General features: G+C 44.6%; 22 protein-coding genes and 1 riboswitch. Of the genes, 7 read left to right on the top strand and 15 right to left on the bottom strand.

Annotated features, from left to right (window positions below):
• Positions 1 to 25 precede the first annotated feature (25 nt).
• The 4 genes from MD535_RS00705 to nrfB all read right to left on the bottom strand — a co-directional run bounded on the left by MD535_RS00705 (position 26) and on the right by nrfB (position 4,449).
• Positions 26 to 2,053 carry a heme lyase CcmF/NrfE family subunit gene (locus tag MD535_RS00705; protein ID WP_265672967.1) on the bottom strand — a complete coding sequence of 676 codons (2,028 nt, stop codon included), beginning with the start codon at positions 2,051 to 2,053 and terminating at the stop codon, positions 26 to 28.
• Between the two features lie 150 nt (positions 2,054 to 2,203).
• Positions 2,204 to 3,160, bottom strand: coding sequence for a cytochrome c nitrite reductase subunit NrfD (gene nrfD, locus MD535_RS00710; RefSeq protein ID WP_265672968.1), 957 nt, complete (start codon positions 3,158 to 3,160; stop codon positions 2,204 to 2,206).
• 1 nt (position 3,161) lies between these two features.
• Positions 3,162 to 3,851 carry a cytochrome c nitrite reductase Fe-S protein gene (nrfC, locus tag MD535_RS00715; protein ID WP_265672969.1) on the bottom strand — a complete coding sequence of 230 codons (690 nt, stop codon included), beginning with the start codon at positions 3,849 to 3,851 and terminating at the stop codon, positions 3,162 to 3,164.
• A 1-nt stretch (position 3,852) separates the two neighbouring features.
• The gene (gene nrfB, locus MD535_RS00720; protein ID WP_265672970.1) at positions 3,853 to 4,449 is read right to left on the bottom strand and encodes a cytochrome c nitrite reductase pentaheme subunit; all 597 of its coding nucleotides are present in this window, start codon (positions 4,447 to 4,449) and stop codon (positions 3,853 to 3,855) included.
• A gap of 495 nt (positions 4,450 to 4,944) precedes the next feature.
• Here nrfB and nrfA point away from each other — a divergent pair, with 495 nt between their 5' ends.
• Together nrfA and MD535_RS00730 are read left to right on the top strand one after the other, a co-directional pair.
• A complete protein-coding gene (gene nrfA / locus MD535_RS00725; RefSeq protein WP_265672971.1) occupies positions 4,945 to 6,360 on the top strand; it encodes an ammonia-forming nitrite reductase cytochrome c552 subunit in 1,416 nt (471 codons plus the stop codon).
• A 214-nt stretch (positions 6,361 to 6,574) separates the two neighbouring features.
• Positions 6,575 to 7,006, top strand: coding sequence for a hypothetical protein (locus MD535_RS00730; RefSeq protein ID WP_265672972.1), 432 nt, complete (start codon positions 6,575 to 6,577; stop codon positions 7,004 to 7,006).
• A 62-nt stretch (positions 7,007 to 7,068) separates the two neighbouring features.
• On the opposite strand, the gene MD535_RS00735 is transcribed toward MD535_RS00730, so the two are convergent.
• Positions 7,069 to 7,842, bottom strand: a complete 774-nt coding sequence (locus tag MD535_RS00735) for a ferredoxin--NADP reductase (RefSeq protein WP_265672973.1) — start codon at positions 7,840 to 7,842, stop codon at positions 7,069 to 7,071.
• 173 nt (positions 7,843 to 8,015) lie between these two features.
• Between MD535_RS00735 and MD535_RS00740 the strand changes: the two genes are divergently transcribed.
• Together MD535_RS00740 and MD535_RS00745 are read left to right on the top strand one after the other, a co-directional pair.
• Positions 8,016 to 8,705 carry a hypothetical protein gene (locus tag MD535_RS00740; RefSeq protein ID WP_265672974.1) on the top strand — a complete coding sequence of 230 codons (690 nt, stop codon included), beginning with the start codon at positions 8,016 to 8,018 and terminating at the stop codon, positions 8,703 to 8,705.
• The gene (locus tag MD535_RS00745) at positions 8,702 to 9,757 is read left to right on the top strand and encodes a 3-oxoacyl-ACP synthase III family protein (RefSeq protein ID WP_265672975.1); all 1,056 of its coding nucleotides are present in this window, start codon (positions 8,702 to 8,704) and stop codon (positions 9,755 to 9,757) included. Before MD535_RS00740 ends, MD535_RS00745 begins: the two co-directional genes overlap by 4 nt.
• 317 nt (positions 9,758 to 10,074) lie before the next feature.
• On the opposite strand, the gene MD535_RS00750 is transcribed toward MD535_RS00745, so the two are convergent.
• Both MD535_RS00750 and ppsR read right to left on the bottom strand, forming a co-directional pair.
• A complete protein-coding gene (locus tag MD535_RS00750; protein ID WP_265672976.1) occupies positions 10,075 to 10,719 on the bottom strand; it encodes a TPR domain-containing protein in 645 nt (214 codons plus the stop codon).
• 139 nt (positions 10,720 to 10,858) lie between these two features.
• Positions 10,859 to 11,692, bottom strand: a complete 834-nt coding sequence (ppsR, locus tag MD535_RS00755; RefSeq protein ID WP_265672977.1) for a posphoenolpyruvate synthetase regulatory kinase/phosphorylase PpsR — start codon at positions 11,690 to 11,692, stop codon at positions 10,859 to 10,861.
• Positions 11,693 to 11,849: 157 nt separating this feature from the next.
• On the opposite strand from ppsR, the gene ppsA reads away from it, so the two are divergent.
• On the top strand, positions 11,850 to 14,243 hold the full coding sequence (ppsA, locus tag MD535_RS00760) for a phosphoenolpyruvate synthase (RefSeq protein ID WP_265673247.1): 2,394 nt from the start codon (positions 11,850 to 11,852) through the stop codon (positions 14,241 to 14,243).
• An 86-nt stretch (positions 14,244 to 14,329) separates the two neighbouring features.
• Here the strand turns inward: ppsA and MD535_RS00765 are convergent, their stop codons facing one another.
• The 4 genes from MD535_RS00765 to MD535_RS00780 all read right to left on the bottom strand — a co-directional run bounded on the left by MD535_RS00765 (position 14,330) and on the right by MD535_RS00780 (position 16,905).
• Positions 14,330 to 14,686, bottom strand: coding sequence for a VOC family protein (locus tag MD535_RS00765; RefSeq protein ID WP_265672978.1), 357 nt, complete (start codon positions 14,684 to 14,686; stop codon positions 14,330 to 14,332).
• Between the two features lie 110 nt (positions 14,687 to 14,796).
• Positions 14,797 to 15,660: a DNA ligase gene (locus tag MD535_RS00770; RefSeq protein ID WP_265672979.1), complete on the bottom strand. Its 864-nt coding sequence runs from the start codon at positions 15,658 to 15,660 to the stop codon at positions 14,797 to 14,799.
• A 224-nt stretch (positions 15,661 to 15,884) separates the two neighbouring features.
• Positions 15,885 to 16,628: a chromosome partitioning protein ParA gene (locus MD535_RS00775; protein ID WP_265672980.1), complete on the bottom strand. Its 744-nt coding sequence runs from the start codon at positions 16,626 to 16,628 to the stop codon at positions 15,885 to 15,887.
• A gap of 118 nt (positions 16,629 to 16,746) precedes the next feature.
• Positions 16,747 to 16,905 carry a hypothetical protein gene (locus MD535_RS00780; protein ID WP_265672981.1) on the bottom strand — a complete coding sequence of 53 codons (159 nt, stop codon included), beginning with the start codon at positions 16,903 to 16,905 and terminating at the stop codon, positions 16,747 to 16,749.
• 387 nt (positions 16,906 to 17,292) lie between these two features.
• Positions 17,293 to 17,406: riboswitch (glycine riboswitch) on the top strand.
• A 127-nt stretch (positions 17,407 to 17,533) separates the two neighbouring features.
• On the opposite strand from MD535_RS00780, the gene MD535_RS00785 reads away from it, so the two are divergent.
• Positions 17,534 to 18,901, top strand: coding sequence for an alanine/glycine:cation symporter family protein (locus tag MD535_RS00785; protein WP_265672982.1), 1,368 nt, complete (start codon positions 17,534 to 17,536; stop codon positions 18,899 to 18,901).
• A 345-nt stretch (positions 18,902 to 19,246) separates the two neighbouring features.
• Here MD535_RS00785 and MD535_RS00790 read toward each other — a convergent pair whose 3' ends face one another.
• Complete coding sequence (locus MD535_RS00790; protein ID WP_265672983.1) at positions 19,247 to 20,779, bottom strand: bifunctional NUDIX hydrolase/phosphatase PAP2 family protein; 1,533 nt, start codon at positions 20,777 to 20,779, stop codon at positions 19,247 to 19,249.
• Between the two features lie 13 nt (positions 20,780 to 20,792).
• Positions 20,793 to 21,290: a GNAT family N-acetyltransferase gene (locus tag MD535_RS00795; protein ID WP_265672984.1), complete on the bottom strand. Its 498-nt coding sequence runs from the start codon at positions 21,288 to 21,290 to the stop codon at positions 20,793 to 20,795.
• A gap of 173 nt (positions 21,291 to 21,463) precedes the next feature.
• Between MD535_RS00795 and MD535_RS00800 the strand changes: the two genes are divergently transcribed.
• Positions 21,464 to 21,826 (top strand): hypothetical protein, encoded by a 363-nt coding sequence (locus MD535_RS00800; RefSeq protein WP_265672985.1) that lies wholly within the window; start codon positions 21,464 to 21,466, stop codon positions 21,824 to 21,826.
• A gap of 25 nt (positions 21,827 to 21,851) precedes the next feature.
• Here the strand turns inward: MD535_RS00800 and MD535_RS00805 are convergent, their stop codons facing one another.
• Both MD535_RS00805 and prpF read right to left on the bottom strand, forming a co-directional pair.
• Complete coding sequence (locus MD535_RS00805; protein ID WP_265672986.1) at positions 21,852 to 23,732, bottom strand: propionyl-CoA synthetase; 1,881 nt, start codon at positions 23,730 to 23,732, stop codon at positions 21,852 to 21,854.
• A 19-nt stretch (positions 23,733 to 23,751) separates the two neighbouring features.
• On the bottom strand, positions 23,752 to 24,927 hold the full coding sequence (gene prpF / locus MD535_RS00810; RefSeq protein WP_265672987.1) for a 2-methylaconitate cis-trans isomerase PrpF: 1,176 nt from the start codon (positions 24,925 to 24,927) through the stop codon (positions 23,752 to 23,754).
• Positions 24,928 to 24,930: the final 3 nt, after the last annotated feature.

Here is a 24,930-nt window from a genome sequence, read left to right on the forward strand (position 1 = left end):
AAACGCAGACACCCAAAAATGCGACCTATATATAGCGTGAACCTGACTGCTTCGCACCCTGCCCTCCAGTTATTATTGAATGACGATTCTCACACGATATCCGAATATTATCCTTACCTCGTTGGCTTAATAGCACTCCAGCAACGCCCGTAACCATAAGTAGTGCCCCCAACCAAATCCAACGTATAAATGCCTTAAATTGAATCCGCACCGCGTAATGCCTGCTGTCAATTTTTTCGCCTAGAGAGATGTATATATCGCCATCCCAAAATGCCGTCATAGATGGCTCAGTCATATTCATAACACGTATCGGATAATGGCGCTTTTCCGGATAAGCAAGCCACACTTGCTCTAAGGGACTTTTCTTGTCATCTAATCGTCGTATTTCAATCACTGCTCGCTCTGCACTGAAAGACGGTGCCACATAAAGTTGCGTATCAACATAGTGAAGTTGATAGTCGCCGAACTCAACTTGGCTCGTTGGCCCTAATTTCCGCGTTATTTCATACGAATATTCACTGTTCATTGCAGCACCAAACGCGACGACTGCAAGCCCAATATGCGCGACCGACACATAAGCCAGTCGTTTAACACGAGCAGTCGCTCGACTGCGGTAAAGAACGTAGCCATGAGTTGCCACAACCCAAAGTGCACCCCAGCAGCTAAACAGTGCCCACATTGACCATTCTGCGCCAACAGGTTCATTGTGATAGACGTAGTAACGAAGAATACCGCCAGCAAGCCCAAAAGTAATCACGGCCAACCCGACACATGTTGAGCGCAATCGATAAGGCGTTGCCGAATCCCACTTTAGCAACGCTGAAAATCCAACAACAAACAACGCCATAATTGCCAATGGCGCAATGAGAAGATTGAAATAGGGTGCACCAACCGAAATATTCCCCAGCCCTGCCAGCTCGTATACCATTGGGTAGAATGTGCCAAACACGACAATGATCGTGGCTAAGGTAAATAGATTCGCACACGCCAGCAGTAAGAAATTTTTATTTAAGACGCCTCGTAATGTTCGTGACTGAATAGAGTCAATACGCTTAATCAGTATTAAGAACGATAGTATGAAAACAAACGACAGTATTCCTAGCAAGGTAAAGCCCTTGCTAGGATCGACCGCAAATGCATGAACCGAGGTTAGCACGCCAGAACGCACAATAAAGGTGCCTAAAATACTCAGACAAAATGTCACAAAAGCCAGTGAGTAACTCCAAATTAATAGTTGGCTCCGTACTCTAGACGCTAGTAACGTATGCATTAAAGCCGTCGCCGTAAGCCAAGGCAACAATGAGGCATTTTCCACTGGATCCCAAAACCACCAGCCTCCCCAACCTAGCTCGTAATACGCCCACCACGAACCCACAGCAATACCCACCGATAAAAAGATCCACGCATTTAGCGTGTAGGTTTTCGCATCATTTAACCACGTAGACGTACTTTTATTTTCCAAAAGCGCACCCACAGCGAGTGCAAGCACGGAAGCACAACCGACATAGCCGATGTATAACAAAGGTGGATGAATGATTAGGCCAATATCTTGCAGCATTGGATTCAAATCTCGCCCTTCCATCAATAGCGTCGGGTTGAATTCAAAGGGATTGGACGCGAATAGGGTGAACCAGGCAAAAATGGCAATAAAGGAAAGCATGATCCAAGTGGCATGAAAGCGATATCCCGTCTCGGCATGCGCTTTGGACAAACATACAGACCATAGTGACAACGTCACTACCCAGAACAACATTGAGCCCTGATGCCCACCCCAGGTTGCGGCAAGCTTAAATGGCAGCGGAAGCTGGCTGTTTGAGTTCTGCGAGACATAACTCAACGAAAAATCGTCAATAGCAAATCCATACGCCAATATCATCATCGACAACACTGAGAAAAATAAGGCAAAAAAACTGCTTAAGCGAACGATTCGCACCAGACCCGCCATCCAGCTTGATTGAGACACTCTAGCAGTGCAGATGCAGCCGCCCACCGCCCCAAAGGTACTGATCATAGCGGCACAAATCAGTGCGAATAATCCAATATGACCAATCATAAAACCTCAATCAATAATAACAGCGTAAGCCTACACATTTTAAAACACATGGAATTAAACCTATATGCTCTAAAATATATCCGCTTAGAAAAAGAAGTCGTCATTCCAACAAGAACGACGACATTCATCGACTAGCGAGCACGCATAAGACTAAACAACCGTCATTTGTCCTGCGTACAATACGAATGTTCTTAGCATCAATACACCGAGTAAACTGAGCGATGTCACAACCAAAATAAAACCATGATTATGTTTCACTCTATCAGAGCTAAAGAAATTCATCGCCAATGGCAATAACATCCCTAAACCAATCACACCATACCAGAACCAACTCGACCAAAAGCCACCGCCAATCGCATTCCAAGCCGCCGCTTCGTTCTGCCCACCACTAAAGATGAGACCAGTAAAGAAAGTGACGATCACAAACAGTTCAAACAATACCACTGGACGTTCAAAACTATGCACCCACTTTACACTAGCGCTGTGCGCATCTTCTTTAAACACTAAGATACCAAACAACAAACTCGCGGCTGCGCCAGAAGATAAACTAGAAAACAAGAACAGAATCGGTAAAACGGGGTTATTGAGCATTGGGTAAGTTTTCAACGCGGACAATAAGAAGCCCGTATAAGCCGCAAGGGCAATCGCCAACACACCCAAAAATAACTCAATACCATTTTCGAATTTTTCTAATTTAATTAGGATAGTTTCAACAAAATCAAATTTCCCACCTAAAACGTCCATTATTGGCTTGCGGAATATGAGTCCAATCCACACGAACAAGACCGCCATATAGACTTGGAATAAAATCACACCCATCGACATCACTGACGTCGGATTGAAGTAGATCATAATCTTCCAAAACTCTAACGGTTTCGTTAGATGGAATACCAGAATCAGCAACCCGACAATAATGCCAAATGGCGCTAACCATGCCATCGCTTTCATTATGCCGTTATCAGCTGGATTACCTTCAATCACGTTACGCTTCAAATACAGCGCAATCATAACTGCACCCGCCGACATACCTGCTAGAAACAAATAAATAGCAATGATCCAGTCCCATACCAAAGAGTCAAAATGAAAGGCAGTTTCCCAAATACTCATGCTACACCTCCCCCTTATGGAACGGTACTTTATAAAGCTTAGGCTTGGTGCCTAAATGCACTTTATCTCGATAGACCGCGTTGACCGTGATTGCTTTGCTAATCGTACTCTGCGGGTCATTCAAGTCACCAAACACCAACGCTTTTGTTGGGCAACTCTCTACACAAGCAGGCTGTTTTCCAGCCGCAAGGTTCGTATCGCGGCAGAAGTTACACTTATCTGCAGAGTGATCTTCTGGATGAAAGAAACGGACTTGGTACGGACAAGCAGCTAAGCAATATCCACAACCGACACATTTTTCTTTGTGTACATCTACAATGCCAGTTTCTTCATCTTTATAAGCCGCGCCGGTAGGACAAACGTAAACACAAGGTGGGTTTTCACAATGCTGACAAGAAGTTCGGGTAAAACGGTATTCAACATCTGGGTACTCACCCATTGGTTCTGAACGGTTAATCTCTAATCGAGACACCCCTTCAGGAACCTTATTGACTTCGCGACAGGCTTCTGTACACGCAGTACAGCCAATACAGGCATTTTCGTCATGCAGCATGCCGTAACGCTTTGCAGCTTCCGTATTATCTGCTGACGCGTCCGAATTCGTACTGGTCAATACTGATGTAGTCGCGACGCCTGTTGTAAATATGACCGCACCTGATCCGGCGAGAAAATTTCGTCTAGAACAACTCATATTACCTGCCCTCCTCTTCACGCAATTCGTTGAAGTCTTTATGGCAATCGACACACATTTTGATTTTGGCTTTATGATCAAAAGACAAGACTTTGGCTTTTTCAGCATGAACGGAGTGGCAGTTGCTGCAGGTTAAGTTTTTAGCATGAACATCATGTGTCCAACTGTCTTCACTTAAGTACTGAGGTTGGTGGCAATCCGTGCATAATTGGTTTGCCTTTAGTATCGCCTCTGGCGAGAGCCACACTTTATCAGTGCCTGGTTGTGACTGAGCGTCGTGATACTGAACAACGGTAGAAGCGCCATCACGGTGATCAGGTCCAATATCACTGTGACATTGAGTACAGTTCACTTCTTTTCCTATGATAGAGATAGCGTCCTCTCCATGGGAGCCAGAAAGTGTCTGTTTTGAGTCTTTGTGACATTGAATACATTTGTAGTCTTTATCACGAATTAACTCTACCTTATACCGTTCTTCTGCTGCCCCTTTCGTTGGGAGCGCTGCGTCATCGGCAAAGGCATTGAGTGAAAAACCATAAATAGAAAATGCTAGAAGGGCCTGAAGCATTATCGTTATGGTCAATTTAACATTGCCCATCGTATCCTTTCCTTAAACCTTCTCTACCAGAGAATGACTGGGAGTTCGGTCAATAATTAATACTTTTCCTCAACTCAAGATGAGAAAATGCAATCAATTCTTATTTAGGAGAGCCACAACGCTTCACCATTTGATCTTATGACGCACGCTTTTTTTTTCCTACTTCTTTAGGGCTAATTAGTGAGCAAAGTCACCATTATTTATGTGTGTAATTATACATAAGATGCTGTTTTATAATGATAATTAATATCAACAAATTTATCACAACTAACCCTTTAGGGTTAGATTTTATTTGATATGACCGAGATCACTCCCCTAAATTGATCTAGGACAGGAAAGCCCACGACATGTAATAAATTATGTCAATTTGTGGCGTATTATTACACCGTCCATTGTGGTTTATAATTCGTTATCTCCCACAACGGACATCTCCAATTCTTATTAACGGAAAAGCCCCACAACGCATTTCAAAAATTAGAATACGGAGATTACACTGTGAAAAAGCATTGGATTATTAGTTCCGTTGCATCGCTGGCAATACTAGCAGCTGCTAGTGCGCCCGCTTTTGCGACAACAGAAGATGGGTTGGCTGATCCTAGAAACCAAACCTATGAAGACAATCACCCTGATCAATATAAAACGTGGAAGGAAACCAGTGAAAGCGCCGAAATAGAGGATGCTCTTGAGCAAGACCCTAATATGGTTATTCTATGGGCTGGATACGGCTTTGCGAAAGACTATAACAAGGCACGCGGTCACTTCTTTGCGTTGGACGACGTCAGACAAACCCTGCGCACAGGCGGTCCAACGGACCCTAAATCTGGCCCAATGCCGATGGCATGTTGGAGTTGTAAAAGCCCAGACGTCGCTCGTGTGATTGAAGAGCGAGGCGAAGACGGCTACTTCGAAGGAAAATGGGCACGCTTAGGTGGTGAAATATCCAACCCTATTGGTTGCGCCGATTGTCACGACACTCGTAGTGAAAAATTCAAAAATGGCGAGCCTGAGCTTGCTCTGACTCGTCCATACGTAGAGCGTGCATTTGACGCTATTGGTAAAAAGTTTGAAGAGCAATCGCGCCTCGACAAACAAGCCTCAGTTTGTGCGCAATGTCATGTTGAATACTATTTCACTGGCCCAAATAAGAGTGTTAAATTCCCTTGGGATCTCGGTACAACCGTAGGTGAAATGGAAGACTACTATGATGGTATTGAGTTTAAAGATTGGCAACATGCCGTGTCAAAAGCACCAATGCTAAAAGCTCAGCACCCAGGTTATGAAACGTGGCGTGATGGTATTCATGGTAAGAATGGCGTTGTTTGTGTCGATTGCCACATGCCGAAAGTAACCAAAGAAGATGGCACTGTGTATACCGACCACAAAGTAGGCAATCCATTCGATCGATTTGAAGACACCTGTGCAAACTGTCACACACAGTCTAAAGACCAGTTACAAGGTATTGTTTCTTCACGTAAAGCTCAAGTGCTAAACATGAAACTGACCGCTGAAAAACAAATTGTCGCTGCTCACTTTGAAGCAGGCGCAGCATGGGATGCTGGTGCAACAGAAGAAGAGATGAAGCCTATCCTTATGGATATTCGTCACGCTCAATGGCGCTGGGATTATGCGATTGCGTCGCACGGTGTGCACATGCACGCACCAGAAGTTGCACTTGAAGTGCTTGGTACCTCCGTAGACAAAGCCGCCGATGCCAGAACGAAGCTGATTCGTTTACTCGCGAAGAAAGGTATTACCGACCCAGTAGAAATACCCGATATTTCAACCAAAGAAAAAGCGCAAGCCGCTCTGGGTATGGATATGGATAAGATGAATGCTGACAAGCAACACTTCCTAGACACGGTTGTACCGCAATGGGAAGCGGAGCAAAAAGCAAGAGAGTCGAAATACTAAACAAAAGGTGATTAAGCCTTAGGCTTCTCGTCATTGCAATCTATACACGATGATGTGACCTATTCGATTTTTTGCCAAAGCCCTAACCAAAAGTTAGGGCTTTTTTTTCACATCTACTATAACCTTTTATTAATAGCGCCTTAACTTATAAACGCTATATTTAAGTTGACGCTAGCCTTCACCTCACAGGGTAACATTACTCAATAGGGTCATTATGAAACTACGCTTACTCACCGCTTTATTCCTTCTCAGCGCCCCCGCTTTAGCGGGTGATTATAACAGTGTCACCGTTGGTACCACCAGTGATGGTGGATTTGGTGTCGGCCTCTATCACGATAGAAACCTCAGCTTTGGCTTCTATTCAAATCTATCCGGTGGTACAGGACCAAACAATGATGATTTTGCGTTGAATATTGGCGTGGTGAAATCGCTAAGTGATAACATTGCAGGCTATGTCGGGGCTGGCGTGGCCAATCGCAGCATCGAAAAAGTCAACGACCTTCCGTTTAAAGAATACGAATCAGATTTGCGCTTTAACGGCAATATCGGCTTACTATTCAAAACAGGGGTTACCGGGTTCACCGCTGATGTAGGCTACAACACAGGTTTGGAATCGGCATTTTTTGGCGTCGGTTACACGTATTAGTCTAGATACATGTATGCCTTGATTATCAGATTAACAATAGCGACCGGATAGAAATAAGCGGACTACCAATAATTTTCACTCGCAAATTGACCTGGTTTGCGGCGTAAATGTTTTGATAAGCCTAATTCCACAAGTGTTGCACTGGTATCTTTAACCATTTGTGGGTTACCACATAAATACACAAAACTTCTTAAGGAGTCCAAATTTATCCCTACCTTATTTTGAATGTCGTGACTTTGTAACAGTGCTGGAATTCGACCTCGTAAGCTTGGCTCATGGTCTTGCCTTGAAACAATCGACAAGTAATTAAATGTGCTACCCAGTCGTTCGTGTAGTGCTGACGTCATCTCAGGATAAACCAATTCATTCGCCGTGCGCACTGCATGCACTAATGTCACTGACTCGAATCGCGTCGCGATCGAATCATCTTCTAAAATGGATAAAAATGGCCCTACCGCCGTACCTGTTGCAAGCATCCATAACTCACGTGCATCTTTTGGAATTTCGTCCAATGTCATAAAACCCGATGCCTGCTTGCCAACAAAGAGTGTATCTCCAACATTTAATGCCTGTAACCTTGGTGATAGTTGCCCTAAATCATCCGCTACGATAAGAAACTCTAAATGTTGGTATCCATAAGCATGTGACGGGTGGTTGACCATTGAATAGGCACGTCTTAGCCAGTTCCCCTGCTCATCCAGCAACGCTAATTTGGTAAATTGACCCGCTTCATAAGGCAAAATAGCAGCCGATACCTCTAAACTAAATAGGTTTTCCGCCCACTCTTTTTTTGCTAGAACCCGCCCCTCTATTAGACCATTTGGTATACCTTGCATTCGTTACCCCCACCAAAATCGACCGTTATGACTCATAGCTTAGGTCGTTATTCTCAAATACTTAAACTACAATTTGAAAATAAATGAGTAATTAATACAAATCGTTGAAAGATTTTTCTCATTTCACGGTCTATATATAGTACGTGTTATCGAAGGAACTGTGACTAAGACTTATGAAACCCTGTTTTCCCTCTCTTCCTCAGTCGGCTCAGAGCCACAGTCCAGTAAAAAACTGGCTAGTTTTGTATCGCCAGCAGCCCATCGACTTCACAACTGAGCAACAGATCGCCCTTGCTCGTCTGTTACCTTTACTGATATGCGGCGAGCAGTCCTCTCAGTGGGTATTTCATAACGAAGTTCAACGACAACGCGACGATAATCCTCTACAAGAAGCGGTTGAAGACTTTGAATCTATCGTTGCCGATGAGCAGTATCATGAAAAAGCATTAGAGCTGGTACGTCTAACGCTACCAGAGCCTGCTGATATCACCCAAATTAAGCGTCGTAGCCAACGCTTTTTTGCTGCCCTAGGGCTAAGACAAAATTTTGATGTTCACTTTGCGCAAATAGCTTGTTTGGACGCGCTCGTTTGCCGACTCATGTTAGCCATTGAGAAAGGCAGCCTTAATAGCGAGCATCCATTTGTTTTGCTATGTAGAGCCATTAAACAAGACGAAGCAAAGCACGTAACCTTGTCTAAACGCCATGCTCTTGCTTTAGGTTTCGAGCACTCTCAATGGCAATCACTAAAAAGCAGTATTGCCGACCGTTTATATACGCTACTTGCAAGCGAGCGTTCCGCTTTCGAAACAATAGGCGTTGAACTAGATACTATTTTTGATTCAAAGGAAGGCGATCAATGAACACTGTTTTTCTACCCGGTCAAGTAAAGCTGCTAGCGGCGAGCAACGCCTTCCCAGATCAACAACTCAACAACGAGCAGTTAATTACAGCGTTAGAGAAGTTGTCCGGAAGACGGTATGCCAAAGTTGCCGCTCGCATCGCGCCTTTTCTTGGCATTGAGCAACGCCACTTTAGCCGAAGCATTCATCACTATGTTAGCCCACCAACACCAACCAATTCAGATTTAGTAGTGGAAGTCATGCAGCGATTGATGATTCAATCACAAGTGTCTTTAAGTGATATTGACTACCTAATCGGTCATACCACCACACCCGATACGCAACTCCCTCCAAGCATTGCATGGGTTACGGAGAAGCTAAAGTTTTATGGCCCATTTATGGAATTAAGGCAAGCCTGCACCGGCTTCGCCAGCGCGCTGCAAATTGCGATCCCGCGCATCGCTTTATTAGGTAAACCCGTCGCCTTGGTCGGCAGTGAAACAGGTTCAGTTTACTTTGACTTTAAAGAAGCATTTTTGGACCAATCTCAACTGGTCAATTACATGCAAATGGGAGACGGTGCTGGCGGTGTCATTCTAGGCCCTGATGATGGCTCTGGTCATGGCATCATTAGCGATTGTTTTATGGGGCAAATTGGTGTCGATATGGCGCCCGGACTTTCTTTAGATGGTGGTTCTCTATCCGTCCATACCCAAAAAACAATTGCTCGCTTTCACCACAATGCGACGAATGTTAGGCAAAGTGGCGAAGCGTTGTTTAACGCTAGCATACAAGCTCTGGCTCAACGCGGTTATAACGTTCAAGACTTTGATTATATCATTCCGCACCAGGCCACTGGCCACATTGATAGTCAACTTAGCGAAGCTCTGGGAATTGACTGCTGTAAAGTCATTAATGATGCGAAGAATTGGGGAAATCTCGGTTCTGCAGCCATTTGGGCAAGTTTTGCCAAACTGGTCAACAGCGGCATGCTACAACCCGGAAACAAAGTGGCTATTTTAGGCGCGGAAGCCACTAAATATATGTACGGAGGATTCATTTACCGTCATTAATCCCCAGCTGTACTTCATCGTATACAGTAGGCTACACGACTCTCTCCATTGAAACCTTGACTCATCGCGGATAAATAGAATAGCATCCTGTAAAAACAAAAAGGAGGGGGATGTATGAGTAATAAAAGTATTTGTGCTGGGTGTAATAACCCATCCAGTTTTACTAGAGTTCGTCGGACTAGGATTGAAAAATTATTTAAAGCGTCCAAACAAAAATGGTGCTGTACCCATTGTAAAAAAACCACTTTTTTTACCTTAAAAGAACTCATCGACGCCAACTGACCACCTACAGTGTCAACAATTTTTGGTCGGTAATTTTAAAGCATACTTTTCGCTTGATTAATTTTTTCGATGAGAGCAGCTCGCTGAATGCCCGGTCGGTTGGAATCTAATATTTTCGTCCACTGTACAATTGCGTCGGCATAGCGCGAGTTCAAAAAATGATCCGAGGCAATCAATAATAACGCTGTATCGTTTAGCTCATCCATTTGCAGTGCTTTATCTAAAAAACTCAACACATCTGGCGTCATAGTTTGCGATTCAGAATAGTATTTTGCCGTAGCAATAGCTGCGTATTGTCCAGCGTAAGGATTCTGCGACAGCCGTATGGAGTAATCAAAACAGGTAATGGCGGCATCAAACTCATTAGTTTGCATGTACATTTGCCCCAAGGCAAACCAATCTTTACTGTTATTAGGGTCATTCTTTAATGCTTGCTGTAGTTCAAGCATCATCGTTTCCCCATTTTTAAATGGCGTCGGTTTCACAAGTTCAGGAATATCTGACTTCAACTGACTCCAGACCAATAGAGAAATCCCACACACCAGGGCAGATAGCGTGGTCGATATACCTAATGTTTTCCATCGTTGACTGGGGGCTTCAGTTCCACGCGTCACTAGCCCAAAATAACAAACCACCACCATCATCAAAAAACAAAAGGCAACAAATAGCGCGAACGACATACTTCAAATACTACTGATTAATACTAGGTAATCATGAGTATACCTCGCCACGCTATAATTACTGTGATACTCGGTCGAGATTCGGCGGCTCCCTAATGAAAGTCACTGGCACTGGCATAAGTTAACGAAGTTAAGGAGGCTAAAACAAACGGCGCTTGAGCCCAGCCCTTTCCAACACCCGAGTCGAGATCTCTTCTACAGACAATGACGACGTATTAATATAAGGGATTGCTTCTCTACGGAACAAGGATTCTACACTCGCTAACTCCTGTAAACACTGCTCAGTACTCGCGTAATCACTGCCCGCCAGTCTATTTTCTCGTATTTCGGTAAGTCTCTCAGGATCAATCGTTAATCCAAATAATTTATGGCGATGGATTTCAAATTCAGGCAGTAGGCGTAAACGTTTAATATCGTCATCAATAAATGGGTAGTTCACCACTCTAAGACCAAACTGCATTGCCATATAAAGACTCGTCGGAGTCTTGCCACTTCGTGAAACCCCTAGCAAGATTATATCCGCTTGATCAATATTCTTAAGAGACACCCCGTCATCATGCGCTAAGGTATATTCAATAGCGGCAATCCGATCAAAGTACTTATCCGAGTCTTTCGCCACACTATGTGAGCGTTGGAGCTGAGGTTTAGGCTCCATGTTTAAATCGCCTTTTACCTGTGCGACAACACTTTCCAACACATCGTAACAATGTGCACAAGACGCCAACAGTTTTGTGCGGATATGTGGCACGACGATCGAAAAAAACACCAAGGGTTTAACACCGTTACGTTCATAAGATTGATTAATTTCTCTAATGAGTTCATCCACCTTATGGTCACTTTCTACAAATGGAAACGTCTTTTCTCTAGCCGTCACCGAGAATTGCCCCAAAACCACATGCCCCAATGTTTCACAAGTAATCGCTGTTCCGTCAGAAACGTAGAATACGTCACGACTTTGACCTAAATTTTTCATTTTATAGTTAAGTTTTCAGATTATTTTAAGTAGGATGCGTTACATAATATCGATAACAAACCCTAGCATTCAAGAACGTTCCCCCACAGTTTTGAAAAATAACCTTATCTATTTTTCGGCTGAATACGTAAACGATTGCTTATTACCCTACGCTGCAATGTTTCTGGAGATAGACATGCAAAATAATACCCTCTGGTTCGATGGACTTTCCATGGAAGATGTCGACAAAGTCGGCGGCAAAAACGCGTCATTAGGTGAAATGGTTTCTAACCTTTCCAATGCCGGTGTTTCTGTCCCAAATGGCTTTGCCACCACATCTCATGCGTTTAATCAATTCCTTGACTTCGAAGGCCTTGATGAGCGTATCCACGGACTGTTAGATGAACTAGACGTTGACGACGTTGACGCACTGCGAAAGACAGGCGCAATCATTCGTCAATGGGTACTCGATGCCCCCTTCCCTGCGGACCTAGAGCAAGACATTCGTTCTAACTACCGTGAACTAATTAATGACAATCCAGCGCTTTCTGTCGCGGTGCGCTCTTCTGCTACAGCGGAAGATCTACCTGACGCCTCATTTGCCGGACAACAAGAAACATTTTTGAATGTGCATGGTATTGATGCCGTGCTCGAAGCGACGAAACACGTCTATGCCTCGCTCTTTAATGATCGAGCTATCTCCTATCGTGTTCACCAAGGTTTTGATCATCGCGGTATCTCCCTATCGGCAGGTATTCAACGCATGGTTCGTTCAGACCAAGCGTCATCAGGTGTGATGTTTACGCTTGATACTGAATCAGGTTTTGACCAAGTCGTGTTTATTACCTCAGCTTGGGGTCTAGGAGAAATGGTCGTTCAGGGTGCGGTGAATCCCGACGAGTTTTATGTCCACAAGCCATTACTAGACGCCGGCCAAGCACCGATCGTCAAAAAGACGTTTGGCTCTAAACTGATCAAAATGATTTACTCCACGAATCAGGAAATTGGCAAACAAGTCGATATCGTTGATACCACGGAGCAAGAACAAAACCAATTCTCCCTGACGGATGATGAGATCAAAGAGCTAGCGAAACAAGCGATGATCATCGAAAAGCACTATCAGCGTCCAATGGACATTGAGTGGGCAAAAGATGGCATCGACGGCAAGCTCTATATCGTGCAAGCACGACCAGAAACCGTTTGTTCTCAAAGCGAGACCAATGTTATCGAACGTTTCCAGCTCAATAGCAAAGCGGATGTCTTGGTTGAAGGCCGTTCAATCGGTCAGCGTATTGGTAGCGGACCAGTTCGCTTAGTCGATTCACTTGATCAAATGTCGCTAGTACAAGAAGGCGACGTACTCGTCACCGATATGACAGACCCAGATTGGGAACCTGTCATGAAGAAAGCATCTGCAATTGTGACCAACCGAGGTGGTCGTACTTGTCATGCTGCAATCATTGCTCGTGAACTCGGCATTCCTGCGATTGTAGGATGTGGCAACGCAACGACATCCTTGTCAGATGGCGCATTGGTTACCGTGTCTTGTTCGGAAGGTGAAACCGGCTACGTTTATGAAGGTGAACTTGATTTTGAAGTCCGTCGTTCTGAGGTTGATGAATTGCCAATGCTACCGACCAAAGTCATGATGAACGTTGGTAACCCAGACCGAGCATTCGACTTCGCGCAATTGCCAAATGAAGGCGTAGGACTTGCTCGACTCGAATTTATCATCAATAAAATGATTGGTATTCACCCGAAAGCTCTACTTAACTTTGACGCTCAAAACGATGAACTTAAAGCCGAGATCACACAGCGTATTCGTGGTTACCGAGACCCAATCGACTTTTACGTGAGTAAACTAACCGAAGGTATCGCCACCATTGCTGCAGCATTCTGGCCGAAACGTGTCATCGTTCGTATGTCTGATTTTAAATCTAATGAGTACAGCAACCTCGTAGGTGGCCGTGATTTCGAACCGCATGAAGAGAACCCAATGCTGGGTTTCCGTGGTGCATCTCGTTATATCTCTCCGGTTTTCGAGGACTGTTTTGAGCTTGAAACTCAGGCTATCAAGCGTGTTCGCAACAAAATGGGACTGAAAAACGTTGAAATCATGATTCCTTTTGTTCGCACACCAAGTGAAGCAGCATCGGTGATTGACCTACTTGCTAAATTTGAACTACGTCGTGGAGAAGAAGGGCTAAAGGTCATTATGATGTGTGAATTGCCATCAAATGCCGTACTTGCGGATGAGTTTTTGAAGTATTTCGATGGGTTCTCCATCGGCTCAAATGATATGACACAGCTAACCTTAGGACTAGACCGTGATTCCGGTGACGTCGCTCATTTATTTGATGAACGCAACCCTGCGGTTAAGGCTATGCTGAAAATGTCGATTGATGCTGCCACAAAAGCAGGCAAATATGTCGGAATTTGTGGTCAAGGGCCATCGGATCATGACGACCTTGCGGAATGGTTAATGCAACAAGGTATCAGCTCGGTTTCATTAAATCCGGATACGGTTATCGACACTTGGTTAAAACTCGGCAAAGTGGCAGGCCATCAGTAACTGCGAGTCATTACTCGATTCGTAAACAAGTGATATAGAGCAACTCAAATATGTTAAGGCGTTAGCGACTCGCTAACGCCTTTTTCTTATCTAGACTCCGACCAAACCGCAAACTCATTGCCACTTGGTTCTATGAAGTGAAATCGGCACCCACCCGGAAATTCAAAAATCTCACGGATAATACGCCCCTTGGATAGCACCACTTTCTGATAGGTTTCTTCGATATTATTGCTATAAAATACCAATAAGGCACCACCCTGCGCTGAAACTGAGTTCAAATCGGCCTGATAAAAGCCACCGTTCATACCTTGTCCAGAAAACGCAGAATATTCATCGCCATAGTCTTGAAACTCCCATCCAAATACCGCGTTGAAAAAGGATTTAGTTGCCGTCAAGTTCCGTGCGGCAAACTCAACATAGTCTAATTTTTCATGCATACTCATGTTCACTCTCTCCGCTGGGCAACCTTTACTCTCGCACTCGACGAGTCGGTAACAATTAAAGAAGGCTAAAGTATAGGATCTTGACCCATAATTAACCGCTACTCACATCACTATTCCGGTAGCCTGATCCGATGGTAGCGAGCAAAACGCGGAATACCATTTTCCGTCCAACCATTGTGCTCGAACGTTACCATATCCCCAAGTTTTGGCGGGTCACTGCGTTCTGCATCGGTAAACCCCGACCCAATATAAAATCGAGCGCCGTCACTTAGCTCCACTAAAATCGCACCCATTTTCCCCTCATATTTCCCCTTACTGGGCTTGTAACCAACGACGATTGCTTCTGCGTCTTGAACATTTTTTACTTTAACCAGTGAAGCATTACGTCCTGGGTGATACAACTCACCTTTTTGTTTTAACATTAGCCCTTCACTGCCTGCACTGGTCAGTGATCCTAAGTAATGTTGCAGATCTTCATGGGTGTCAAATGACATCTGTTCAACACATCGAAGGTGGGTTCCTGAGATGCTTTCGCAAAACGCCGTAAGAAATTGATAGCGTTGTTCAAATTTCCCCATATGACCAGGGGCATCGAATAACATATAGTGGATATCTAGCCACTGCTCATCATCAGGAACCGTATCAAGCACGGTCCGTTGTACTTGAGAAAATTGACCTCTTCCGGCCCATAACTCCCCTTCAACCGATATATCAGGCAATTCACTCGTAAACCAATCTGGCGCATTAAGTACCCGCCCAGAGCGCGTTACCAATTTACTCCCAGTCCAAATAGCACGGACACCATCCAGCTTTTCGCTGACATAATAAGAAGAGATGTCGAGCTCTTGGTGATAGTTGATAGCGTTAACCACTGCAGGTTTTCCTTTAACGAACTGAACCGGCTCGGCAAAAGGGGCAGAGGAACAAACAAGGAGAGCAAGTGTGGTAATTGGAAATCGAGCGGACTTTGGCAAAAGAAAACATCCTATGACGATAGACTGTTTTCTCAATTTAGCGGTAATACCGCTCACTATCAGCCCATCAGACTAACAATTACGACTCATAGTGAATGATTTTTTAAACGGAAAGTTATCAATTACACAATTTTTAGGGAGGGTTCAAACTCACCAACCTAAAATACCCTCACTACTTTCACGAGCGCTAACGTTAGTGAGGGAAGCGTGCGACTAAATTGATGTTATTGGATACCGAGCTCTTGTTTCAACGTAGCGATGTGGTTCAGATCCATGTTGTGTACTTTGAGCATTTGATCTATCTGGCTTAGCCTAGATGTCACACGGTCATGGCGATCACAAGAGTCTGATTTAGCGTCCCATGAGGTGCCAGCTAAAAATAGATCACAGTCTTTTTTCAGAGACTTGCTCTCAGGAACGAGTTTCGCTTTCTCTTGTTCAAGCTTCGCGACTTCTGTTTTTAACTCACTTTCTCGTTTAAACAGCTCTTGAGATTGCTCAAACATCGAGCTTTGAATATCGGTCTTACGAACTAATTGACTGTTCTTCTCTTCTTGTGTGACGATGGCCTTTTTCTGAGTAACTATCTTGCCTTTAAGACTCGCGTTCGCCTTTTCCAACTGAGTGATTTTTTCATTCAGTTTATCAAGCTCTTCTTGATGCGCGGCGACTTTAAGTTCAACCGCTTGGCGCAGCCTAAGTTGCGCGTCGGAATCCGCTTTTGCCAATTGTTCGGTAAGCTCTGAGTCCTGTTTTTGAGTGACTTTCAGTGTACTTTGATACTGAGTGTCTAATGCCTGGTAGCGTTGCTGCCAGTCATTTTGAGTAATCATCGCGCCAATCAACCCACCTGCTGCAAGACCTAGAGCAGCAGCAATACCAATGTACAAGCGAGCACGCTTGTCCTTTTGTTCAATGACAACAACATCTTCATTATGTTGTTCTTGCTCTTCCGTTTTGTTTTCCACACAGACCTCTTATGGCGCTTGTACAATCATCTGGGCAATTACGTCGTCGACGAGACAATTAGCTATCAAGTTAATAAATTAGCTATCGAGTTAATAAATTAGCTATCGAGTTAATAAATTAGCGAATGAGTTCAGTAAACACTAATGTTGCGACGTAAATAGCAAAACCGGACAACAGGGTGATGACCACACCTTGCTGAACCTTTTCATTCGTTCGGTAACGAAAAAGCATAAAGGCTAACGTTACCAAAAATGCAATGGCAATTAAACGAGTCATAACACCTCCTTTAGCAACAAGGCTAAGAAATGAACAAAATAGCGTATTTCCAAGGGGTTAACCTGACTCTACACCACTCTAACTTAATGTAAGATGCACTAAGTCAGAAACTTGTTCAAATATAACAAATGGCGAACGCTTGCACTCGAATAAGTGCAAATAAATTGTAAATTTATTCATGACTTATCTAATTAACTGCGCTACGATTGCTTTCGCAGATTATCTACAAAATAGATAATTGTTCCGATGAAGACAGCAGGAGAGCGGTTATTAACTAGATTTTTACATTTAGTTAACTAAACCCACCGAAGAAGTAAATCTTTCAGGTGCTTTATTCTGAGAAATCAGACTTCGAATTATTCGAAGCGTAAAGTGAGGACTGTTGTTGGAGGAACCTCTGGAGAGAGCCGTACTACTTTGTTGTAGAAAGCGGCCGCCGAAGGAGCAAGCTCAACGCAAACGTTGAGTGAAACTCTCAGGCAAAAGGACAGAGGAGAGAAAAACAATATTGAACAACTCATCGTTTTCATGAGTAGTCATGTATTTAGAGTACCCGTCATCAAGCGGCCTCTAAGTGTGACTGCCCTTTCTCTCTTCTCCTTAAATTTAGTTTTATTAAGGGGAAATCATGAACAACCTACAATCTACGCTTCAAACCATCGATAATTTTGTTTGGGGACCACCATTACTCATTCTGTTAGTCGGCACCGGCGTTTATTTTACGCTCAAGCTCGGTTTACTGCAGTTTCGGTATTTACCCACCGCACTTCGCTTAATCTTTTCCAAAGAAAACTCCAGCAATGGAGATATTTCTAGCTTTGCGGCATTGTGCACAGCCCTTTCTGCAACCATTGGTACCGGGAATATTGTTGGTGTCGCGACTGCCATTAAACTGGGGGGCCCAGGCGCGCTATTTTGGATGTGGCTCGCGGCCGTATTTGGTATGGCAACGAAATACGCTGAATGTTTATTAGCGGTTAAATATCGTACGACTGACGACAAAGGTCAAATGTTGGGTGGGCCAATGTACTACCTTCGGGACGGGGTTGGCTCCCGCGTCCTAGCCACCATGTTTGCCGTCTTCGCATTAGGCGTAGCTTGCTTTGGTATTGGTACCTTTCCACAAGTTAATGCCATTCTTGATGCCAGCGAAATTTCCTACGGGGTATCGCGAGAAATTTCAGCAACCGTCCTAACGATTCTTGTTGCCTTTGTTACATTAGGAGGTATCAAGTCGATAGCTAAAGTCGCGGGTAAAGTCGTGCCAGCCATGGCGGTCTTTTATGTTATTGCGTGCATGAGCGTCATCATTATCAACGCAGACCAGCTGTATGGCGCCATTGAACTTGTGATTGTGTCGGCATTTACCGGAACGGCCGCGACAGGTGGTTTTGTTGGAGCCAGCATCATGCTTGCCATTCAGTCTGGTATCGCTCGTGGCGTATTTTCCAACGAAAGCGGACTGGGTAGCGCCCCTATGGCAGCTGCGGCAGCACAAACCGATAGCTGTGTACGCCAAGGACTTATTTCTATGACGGGAACGTTCATCGATACCATCATTATTTGTACCATGACGGGATTGGCACTGATCTTAACCGGTGCTTGGCAAGGTGATCTTGCGGGCGCGGCAATGACGACTCATGCATTCGCTATTGGACTTAATAACGACACTCTGGGCCCGCTTCTGGTCTCTACTGGCCTTATTTTCTTTGCCTTTACGACAATTTTAGGTTGGAACTACTACGGCGAGCGCTGCGTCGTTTATCTTATGGGAACAAAAGCAGTATTGCCTTACAAAATCATCTTCGTTGGATTAGTGGCATCTGGCGCATTTTTACATCTAGATATGATTTGGATTATCGCCGACATCGTCAACGGGTTAATGGCAATTCCCAATTTGATTGGCCTTGTACTGCTAAGAAATGTTGTCATCGAAGAGACTAAGCTGTACTTCGCTGGTAAGTCTTCAAATACCACACTGGCTGTTAATCACTAACACCACCATTGCGCCTTGATTATCCAGTCATATTAAACAAAAAGGTCTGCTTTATGCAGACCTTTGCTCTATATAAACATGATATCCGCAACACTATCGATCGTCGCGTCAGCTGCCCCATTTAATTGACTGGCTAAATTGGCCATCAGCGCAGTGCACGCTGCTATTACTGCAATAATCATTTGAATGCTCCTCTTCATTAGAGCTGTAGATTAGTACAAGTTTTAAACCAAAATTTGCCTTTATACGCCAACAGAGGAAGTATAAATATTAAGCCTTCGAAGACAAGTCTCCATCTAAATACAATAATACCATTGGAAACAACAATACCATTGGAAACAACGGTTAACGACAATGCTGATTACGAAACAAAATCATCACGACGGCCGGTACAATTATGATGATAGGAACGACTAAGGTTTGCAGTAGTAGTGACCCTATTCCACTATGCGCTACCACATCTTCTAAATGAAAATAGCCTATCAACATAACTAAAATTACCGATAGCGAATACAACAATTCTCGCAAACACATTCGTGAGCGTGGTGGGCAATAGCTACTTGCGACAGCAAAGAGCAACATCCCAATGCAAAGTGCTAACCAACTCAAAAATGAAGGGAATTGCCATATATACGCAAACAGGGCAGCAATACTCGTTAAGACTATCCATACCTTCGTGCTTGTAAACGTATAATCTTCACTCACGGTAAGGCTGAAATAGTGTCGAATAAAATGCCAGCCCACTAACGCGCCAATAATAGCACCTGCAAACATGTCCGATAAAAAGGCTCCACCACTGATAAACTGGTAGAACGCAATAATGATAGTGACCCAAAAAGCTGCAATCGCAAACTTACCAAGGTGCCTCGGTTTTATCTGGCTCACTACGATACTGGAAATACAGATCCAGTTCGCCATCAATAAATCGGGGAAGCTAAATCCACTGCGTTCATTATAATTGAGCGTTGGCAGATAAGCGTGGGGCACAGGAAAGCTAAAGCCTTGCTTTGCCACGAGAATAAACAATGATGTTGCGGTCACGGCAAACATAAGCTGAGCGGTAAAATGCCGCCCCCACAACCAGATAAACAGCGGTAAAAAAGCGAGAAGCAATAAGGGCTGAATTAGTACATAGAGGATATTTCCACCCAATAACACCACTTCTTGGAGTTGTTTGGGGGCAGTCACTAATGCTTCTTGTGTGCTTGATAGCCAAGATAGTTCCACTTGATGGACTCGAGGCGCCGAGCTAATTAAATTATCAATATAACGAATTGGCTGATTGCTTAATGACAAAAACATGTCCTCAACCAAAGGCCATTGTTGTGGGTAGCGGTACTCCACTGGCGACACACTTTTAGGGCTGAGTAAATTGGCGCTGCGAACTTCCACACCAAAATGCGGAGCGAAGTAAATCGGTAACTCTACACCGCGCCCATAGTTGGTTTCACTGTAAGCAATGATATCGGACTCAACTAAGCACTCATAAAATACGGCTCTGTCCGTTCTTCCAAGTTCTCGGCCAACGACAACGACAAGTCCAGCTTCTTCCCATGTTTCTCGTTGAGCGGTTAACCGTGGGTTCTCGTTATTCTCGATCGTTCCACCGGGGAGTGATAATTTATTTGTGACAATTTCATCGACGAGTAAAATTCTATCATCGCTGCGAACCAGACATAACGCCCCTCTCACTGTTGGAGCTAACGGCGGATCGTTATGCACAAAAGGTTGTCGGAGGCTATCCGATAGTTCATTAAATGCAGTCACTGGCATCTTAGACGACGTCACAGCGGTGGTGTTCGAAGAAGCGAAGCTCTGATGTATTGTTAATAACGCAAGCAAAAGCGTAAAAGCAATATGGCTCAAAATTTGAGTCACAAAAGTACCTAAATTATATTTTTTTTCTAAGACAATGAATATGAGAGAAAAATCCCTCTTTATTATATAAGTTGAGGGCCGATTGATTGAAATCCCACACTTCAACCATTATTTGCGATGCGCCCAACTCTGTTAAGCGATGTTCTGCTTGTGCGAGCAATGCTTGTGCATAACCGTGCTGTCGATGACTGGGTAGGACAAACAGCTCATCGATACTCCCGACTAAACAAGGTCGACTGATCGGCGATACCAATTCACAAAACTGCGCCGTGATAAAACCAACGATTGAGTTAGCTGAAGACTCTGAACCATCAACGGTAAGTACAAGGACCAAACAATCCGGTGAATCAAGATAACGAGCAACGCTCTTTTCTTGTTGCACTTCTTCCGCCGACTTAAAGTCTTCTGGCACAGCGTGATGATGATACTGATGCAATTCATACATGAGATCATTCAACGTGTCCAAATCGTCTGTTTTCGCTGAACGGATAGTAAAGGTTAAGTCGGTCATAACGGGATTAAATGTTGTAAAAAAGAGCGCTGCTTACAAATGTGCGCCTAGTGTGAGGGTTTTGTCAGGGATGTGCAAATAAAAAAACATAAGGAAATAGGATCACCAATAGTCTTGGCACAACATCACGACAATCACTGACTATACTTACCAAAAAGCCAAGGAAAACCAAGATGAGACCATTACCGCTGTTTTCACTGTTTTCACTGTTTTCACTGTTTTCACTGTTTTCACTATTAGTATGGGCGCCCTATTCATTCGCGGCATTACCAATGAAGTGTTCCTTAACCGCAACCAGTGACCACTTTTGGTTTTATCAAGAGCAGCGTGTCTTTGAAAGTGAGCAGTTCGTTATTTTTCAAAATTTTAAAGGCAGAGTCGTCACGCAAGTCGATCTGAAAACAGGAAAGTTCAGCCGGACCACGTATATCGGCGAACCCTTTACTCCAAGGTATCAAGTGTTATTTGGTCTCTGCGAGGAACCAAACCATATCCTTAAAATGTGGCACATGAGTTCGGTTCCTTATGACAACTAATGTCGACGCTGCGTTTAACAACAAGTTAGTCAGCGTGCAGCGCTTTTTCAATTTCAGATAAGCTGCTCGGGTCATCTATTGTCGATGGCACGGTATAGCTCTCACCGTCCGCAATTTGTCGAATAACACGGCGCAATATTTTACCAGAACGCGTTTTTGGTAAGCGCTCGACGACCAATGCATGTTTAAAGCACGCAACCGCGCCTATCTCTTGTCGTACTTTGCCAACTAATTCATGCTCTAACTCACTACTGTCCACTTTCACACCATCTTTCAATACCACAAGGCCAAGTGGCAGTTGCCCTTTTAAGTCATCATGCACCCCCACTACGGCGCACTCCGCAATGGCTGGATGACCGCCAACTATCTCCTCCATTTCACCAGTTGAGAGTCGGTGTCCAGCGACATTAATAACATCATCGACGCGACCCATGATAAATAAATACCCCTCTTCATCTAAATACCCACCATCACCTGACACATAATAACCTGCAAATTGGCTCATATAGCCTGATTCAAAGCGATCGTGATTTCGCCATACCGTCGTCAAACAGCTTGGGGGGAGCGGCCGTTTCAGCGAAACAAAACCCTGTTGATTGGCTGCAACAGGTTCACCTAACTCATTCAATATCTCCACCTTAAAACCCGGACTTGGTTTGGTGGAGGAACCGGCTTTAATTGGCATGGCTTCAATACCCACCGGGTTGGACGCGATAGCCCAGCCAGTTTCGGTTTGCCACCAGTGATCAATCACGGGTTTATTCGTCTGTTGCTCTACCCAATCAAGGGTTGGTGGATCAAGTCGTTCACCAGCCATGAAGATACTTTTCAGTCGACTTAGGTCATAGTTTCTGAGCGCTAAACCATCTGGGTCTTCTTTCTTAATCGCTCGGAACGCCGTTGGCGCTGAGAATAAGACCGTCACATCATACTCTTCACAAACTCGCCAAAACGCACCGGGATCGGGTGTTCTGACCGGTTTACCCTCAAACAATATTGACGTGCAGCCATGAATAAGCGGAGCATAAACAATATACGAGTGCCCAACGACCCAACCCACATCCGAAGCCGCCCAAAACACACCATCGGTAGGCATATCATAAACCGTACTCATTGAATATTTCATCGCGACGGCATGCCCACCATTATCACGTACGACACCCTTTGGCTTTCCCGTTGTTCCAGACGTATAAAGAATATACAGGGGATCCGTCGCCAACACTGGCACACACGCATGAGGTAGGGCTTGGTCGTATGACTCTTGCCAATCTAAATCGCGATCTTGACCCAACTCAGCTTGACATTGTTCGCGCTGAAGCACGAAGACTTTTTCAGGCTTCCATCGGCTGTCCATGATCGCTCTATCAACCAACGGTTTATAAGGCAGAACTTTGTTAATCTCAACGCCGCAAGAAGCGGTCATGATGACTTTTGGTTCCGCATCTTCAATCCGCACAGCAAGCTCGCTAGGAGCAAATCCACCAAACACTACCGAATGAATCGCGCCAAGCCGTGCGCACGCCAACATTGCCATCGCTGCTTCAGGGATCATCGGCATGTAGATAACAACACGGTCGCCTTTCGTCACGCCTTGCTTAGCCAACATTCCGGCAATTTTCGCCACCTTGTCTCTTAATACAAAGTAGCTAATTTTCTGCTTAACCCCAGTAACCGGTGAGTCATAAATAAGGGCGGTATGATCTCCGCGGCCTTGTTCGCAATGATAATCCAATGCCAACCAAGCGGTATTCATTACACCATCAGGGAACCAACGTTCAATACCATTTTCATCTTTTCCTAATATTGTTTTTGGTGCTTCAAACCAATCAATCGCTTTTGACTGATGCTGCCAAAATAATTCTGGTTGTTGTTCGGCCCACTGATATTCTTTTTGATATGCAGACATAATGCGTCCTCCAATATGTCTAATTCATTGTATCCGATGGCACGCGAACCCAGCCTTCCATAAGGATTCTCGCACTTCGACTCATGATAGCTTTATCGACAGTCCAACCTGTTGATGCTTGTGACGCAGTCGCGCCGACTTTCAATGTCCCAGACGGATGGCCAAATGTCACCGCTTGCCGAGCGCCACCGCCTGCTGCCAAATTGACTACCGTGCCCTCCACACTCGCGGCACAAGCGATAGCAACGGCGGCCGTACCCATCATCGCGTGATGCAGTTTCCCCATAGACATCGCTCGCACTAACAGGTCTACGTCATGAGCATTAATTGGCTTTTGGCTGGATGAGAGGTAGCTTTTAGGCGGTGAAACAAACGCCAGTTTCGGTGTGTGTTGTCGTGTCTTTGCTTGTTCTATCGAATCAATCAGACCCATTTTCAACGCGCCAACCGCGCGGATGGCCTCAAATTTTTCGAGCCAGTGTGGGTCACTATTAATATCATCTTGAAGCTCATCGCCATTTAAACCAAGTTCATGCGCATCAATGAAGATTGTCGGAATACCCGCATTTATCAATGTTGCGTTGAATACCCCGACGTCAGGAACACTAAGATCATCGACAAGGTTACCCGTTGGAAACATCGAACCCGAACTGTCACTAGGATCGACAAACGCGACCTTGATCTCCGCAGCAGGAAATGTCACGCCATCTAATTCAAAGTCACCCAACTCTTGTACTTCACCATCGACAATAGGGACATTGGCAATAATCGTCTTGCTAATATTGGCTTGCCATATTCTCACTGGCACAACACCATTTTCAGGAATCCGCTCTTCATCGATAAGTCCGCTATGAATCGCGAATGGACCTACCGCTGCCGATAAATTACCGCAATTACCACTCCAATCTACAAACGCCTTATCAATGGACACTTGACCAAACAGATAATCGACATCATGCTCTGAGCAAGCACTCTTAGACACAATCACCGCTTTACTGGTGCTTGAGGTTGCGCCCCCTAATCCATCAATCTGCTTAGCATAAGGGTCTGGGCTACCAATAACGCGCATAAGCAGCTTATCGCGTGCCTCTCCTGGCTGTTGGGCTTTTATCGGCAGGTCTTGCCAATTAAAAAATACCCCTTTACTCGTGCCACCTCGCATGTAGGTTGCCGGAACTCTGATTTGCTTCGTCATAAA

It is taken from the genome of Vibrio qingdaonensis (assembly GCF_026191675.1).
In the GTDB taxonomy this organism is placed as follows: domain Bacteria; phylum Pseudomonadota; class Gammaproteobacteria; order Enterobacterales; family Vibrionaceae; genus Vibrio; species Vibrio qingdaonensis.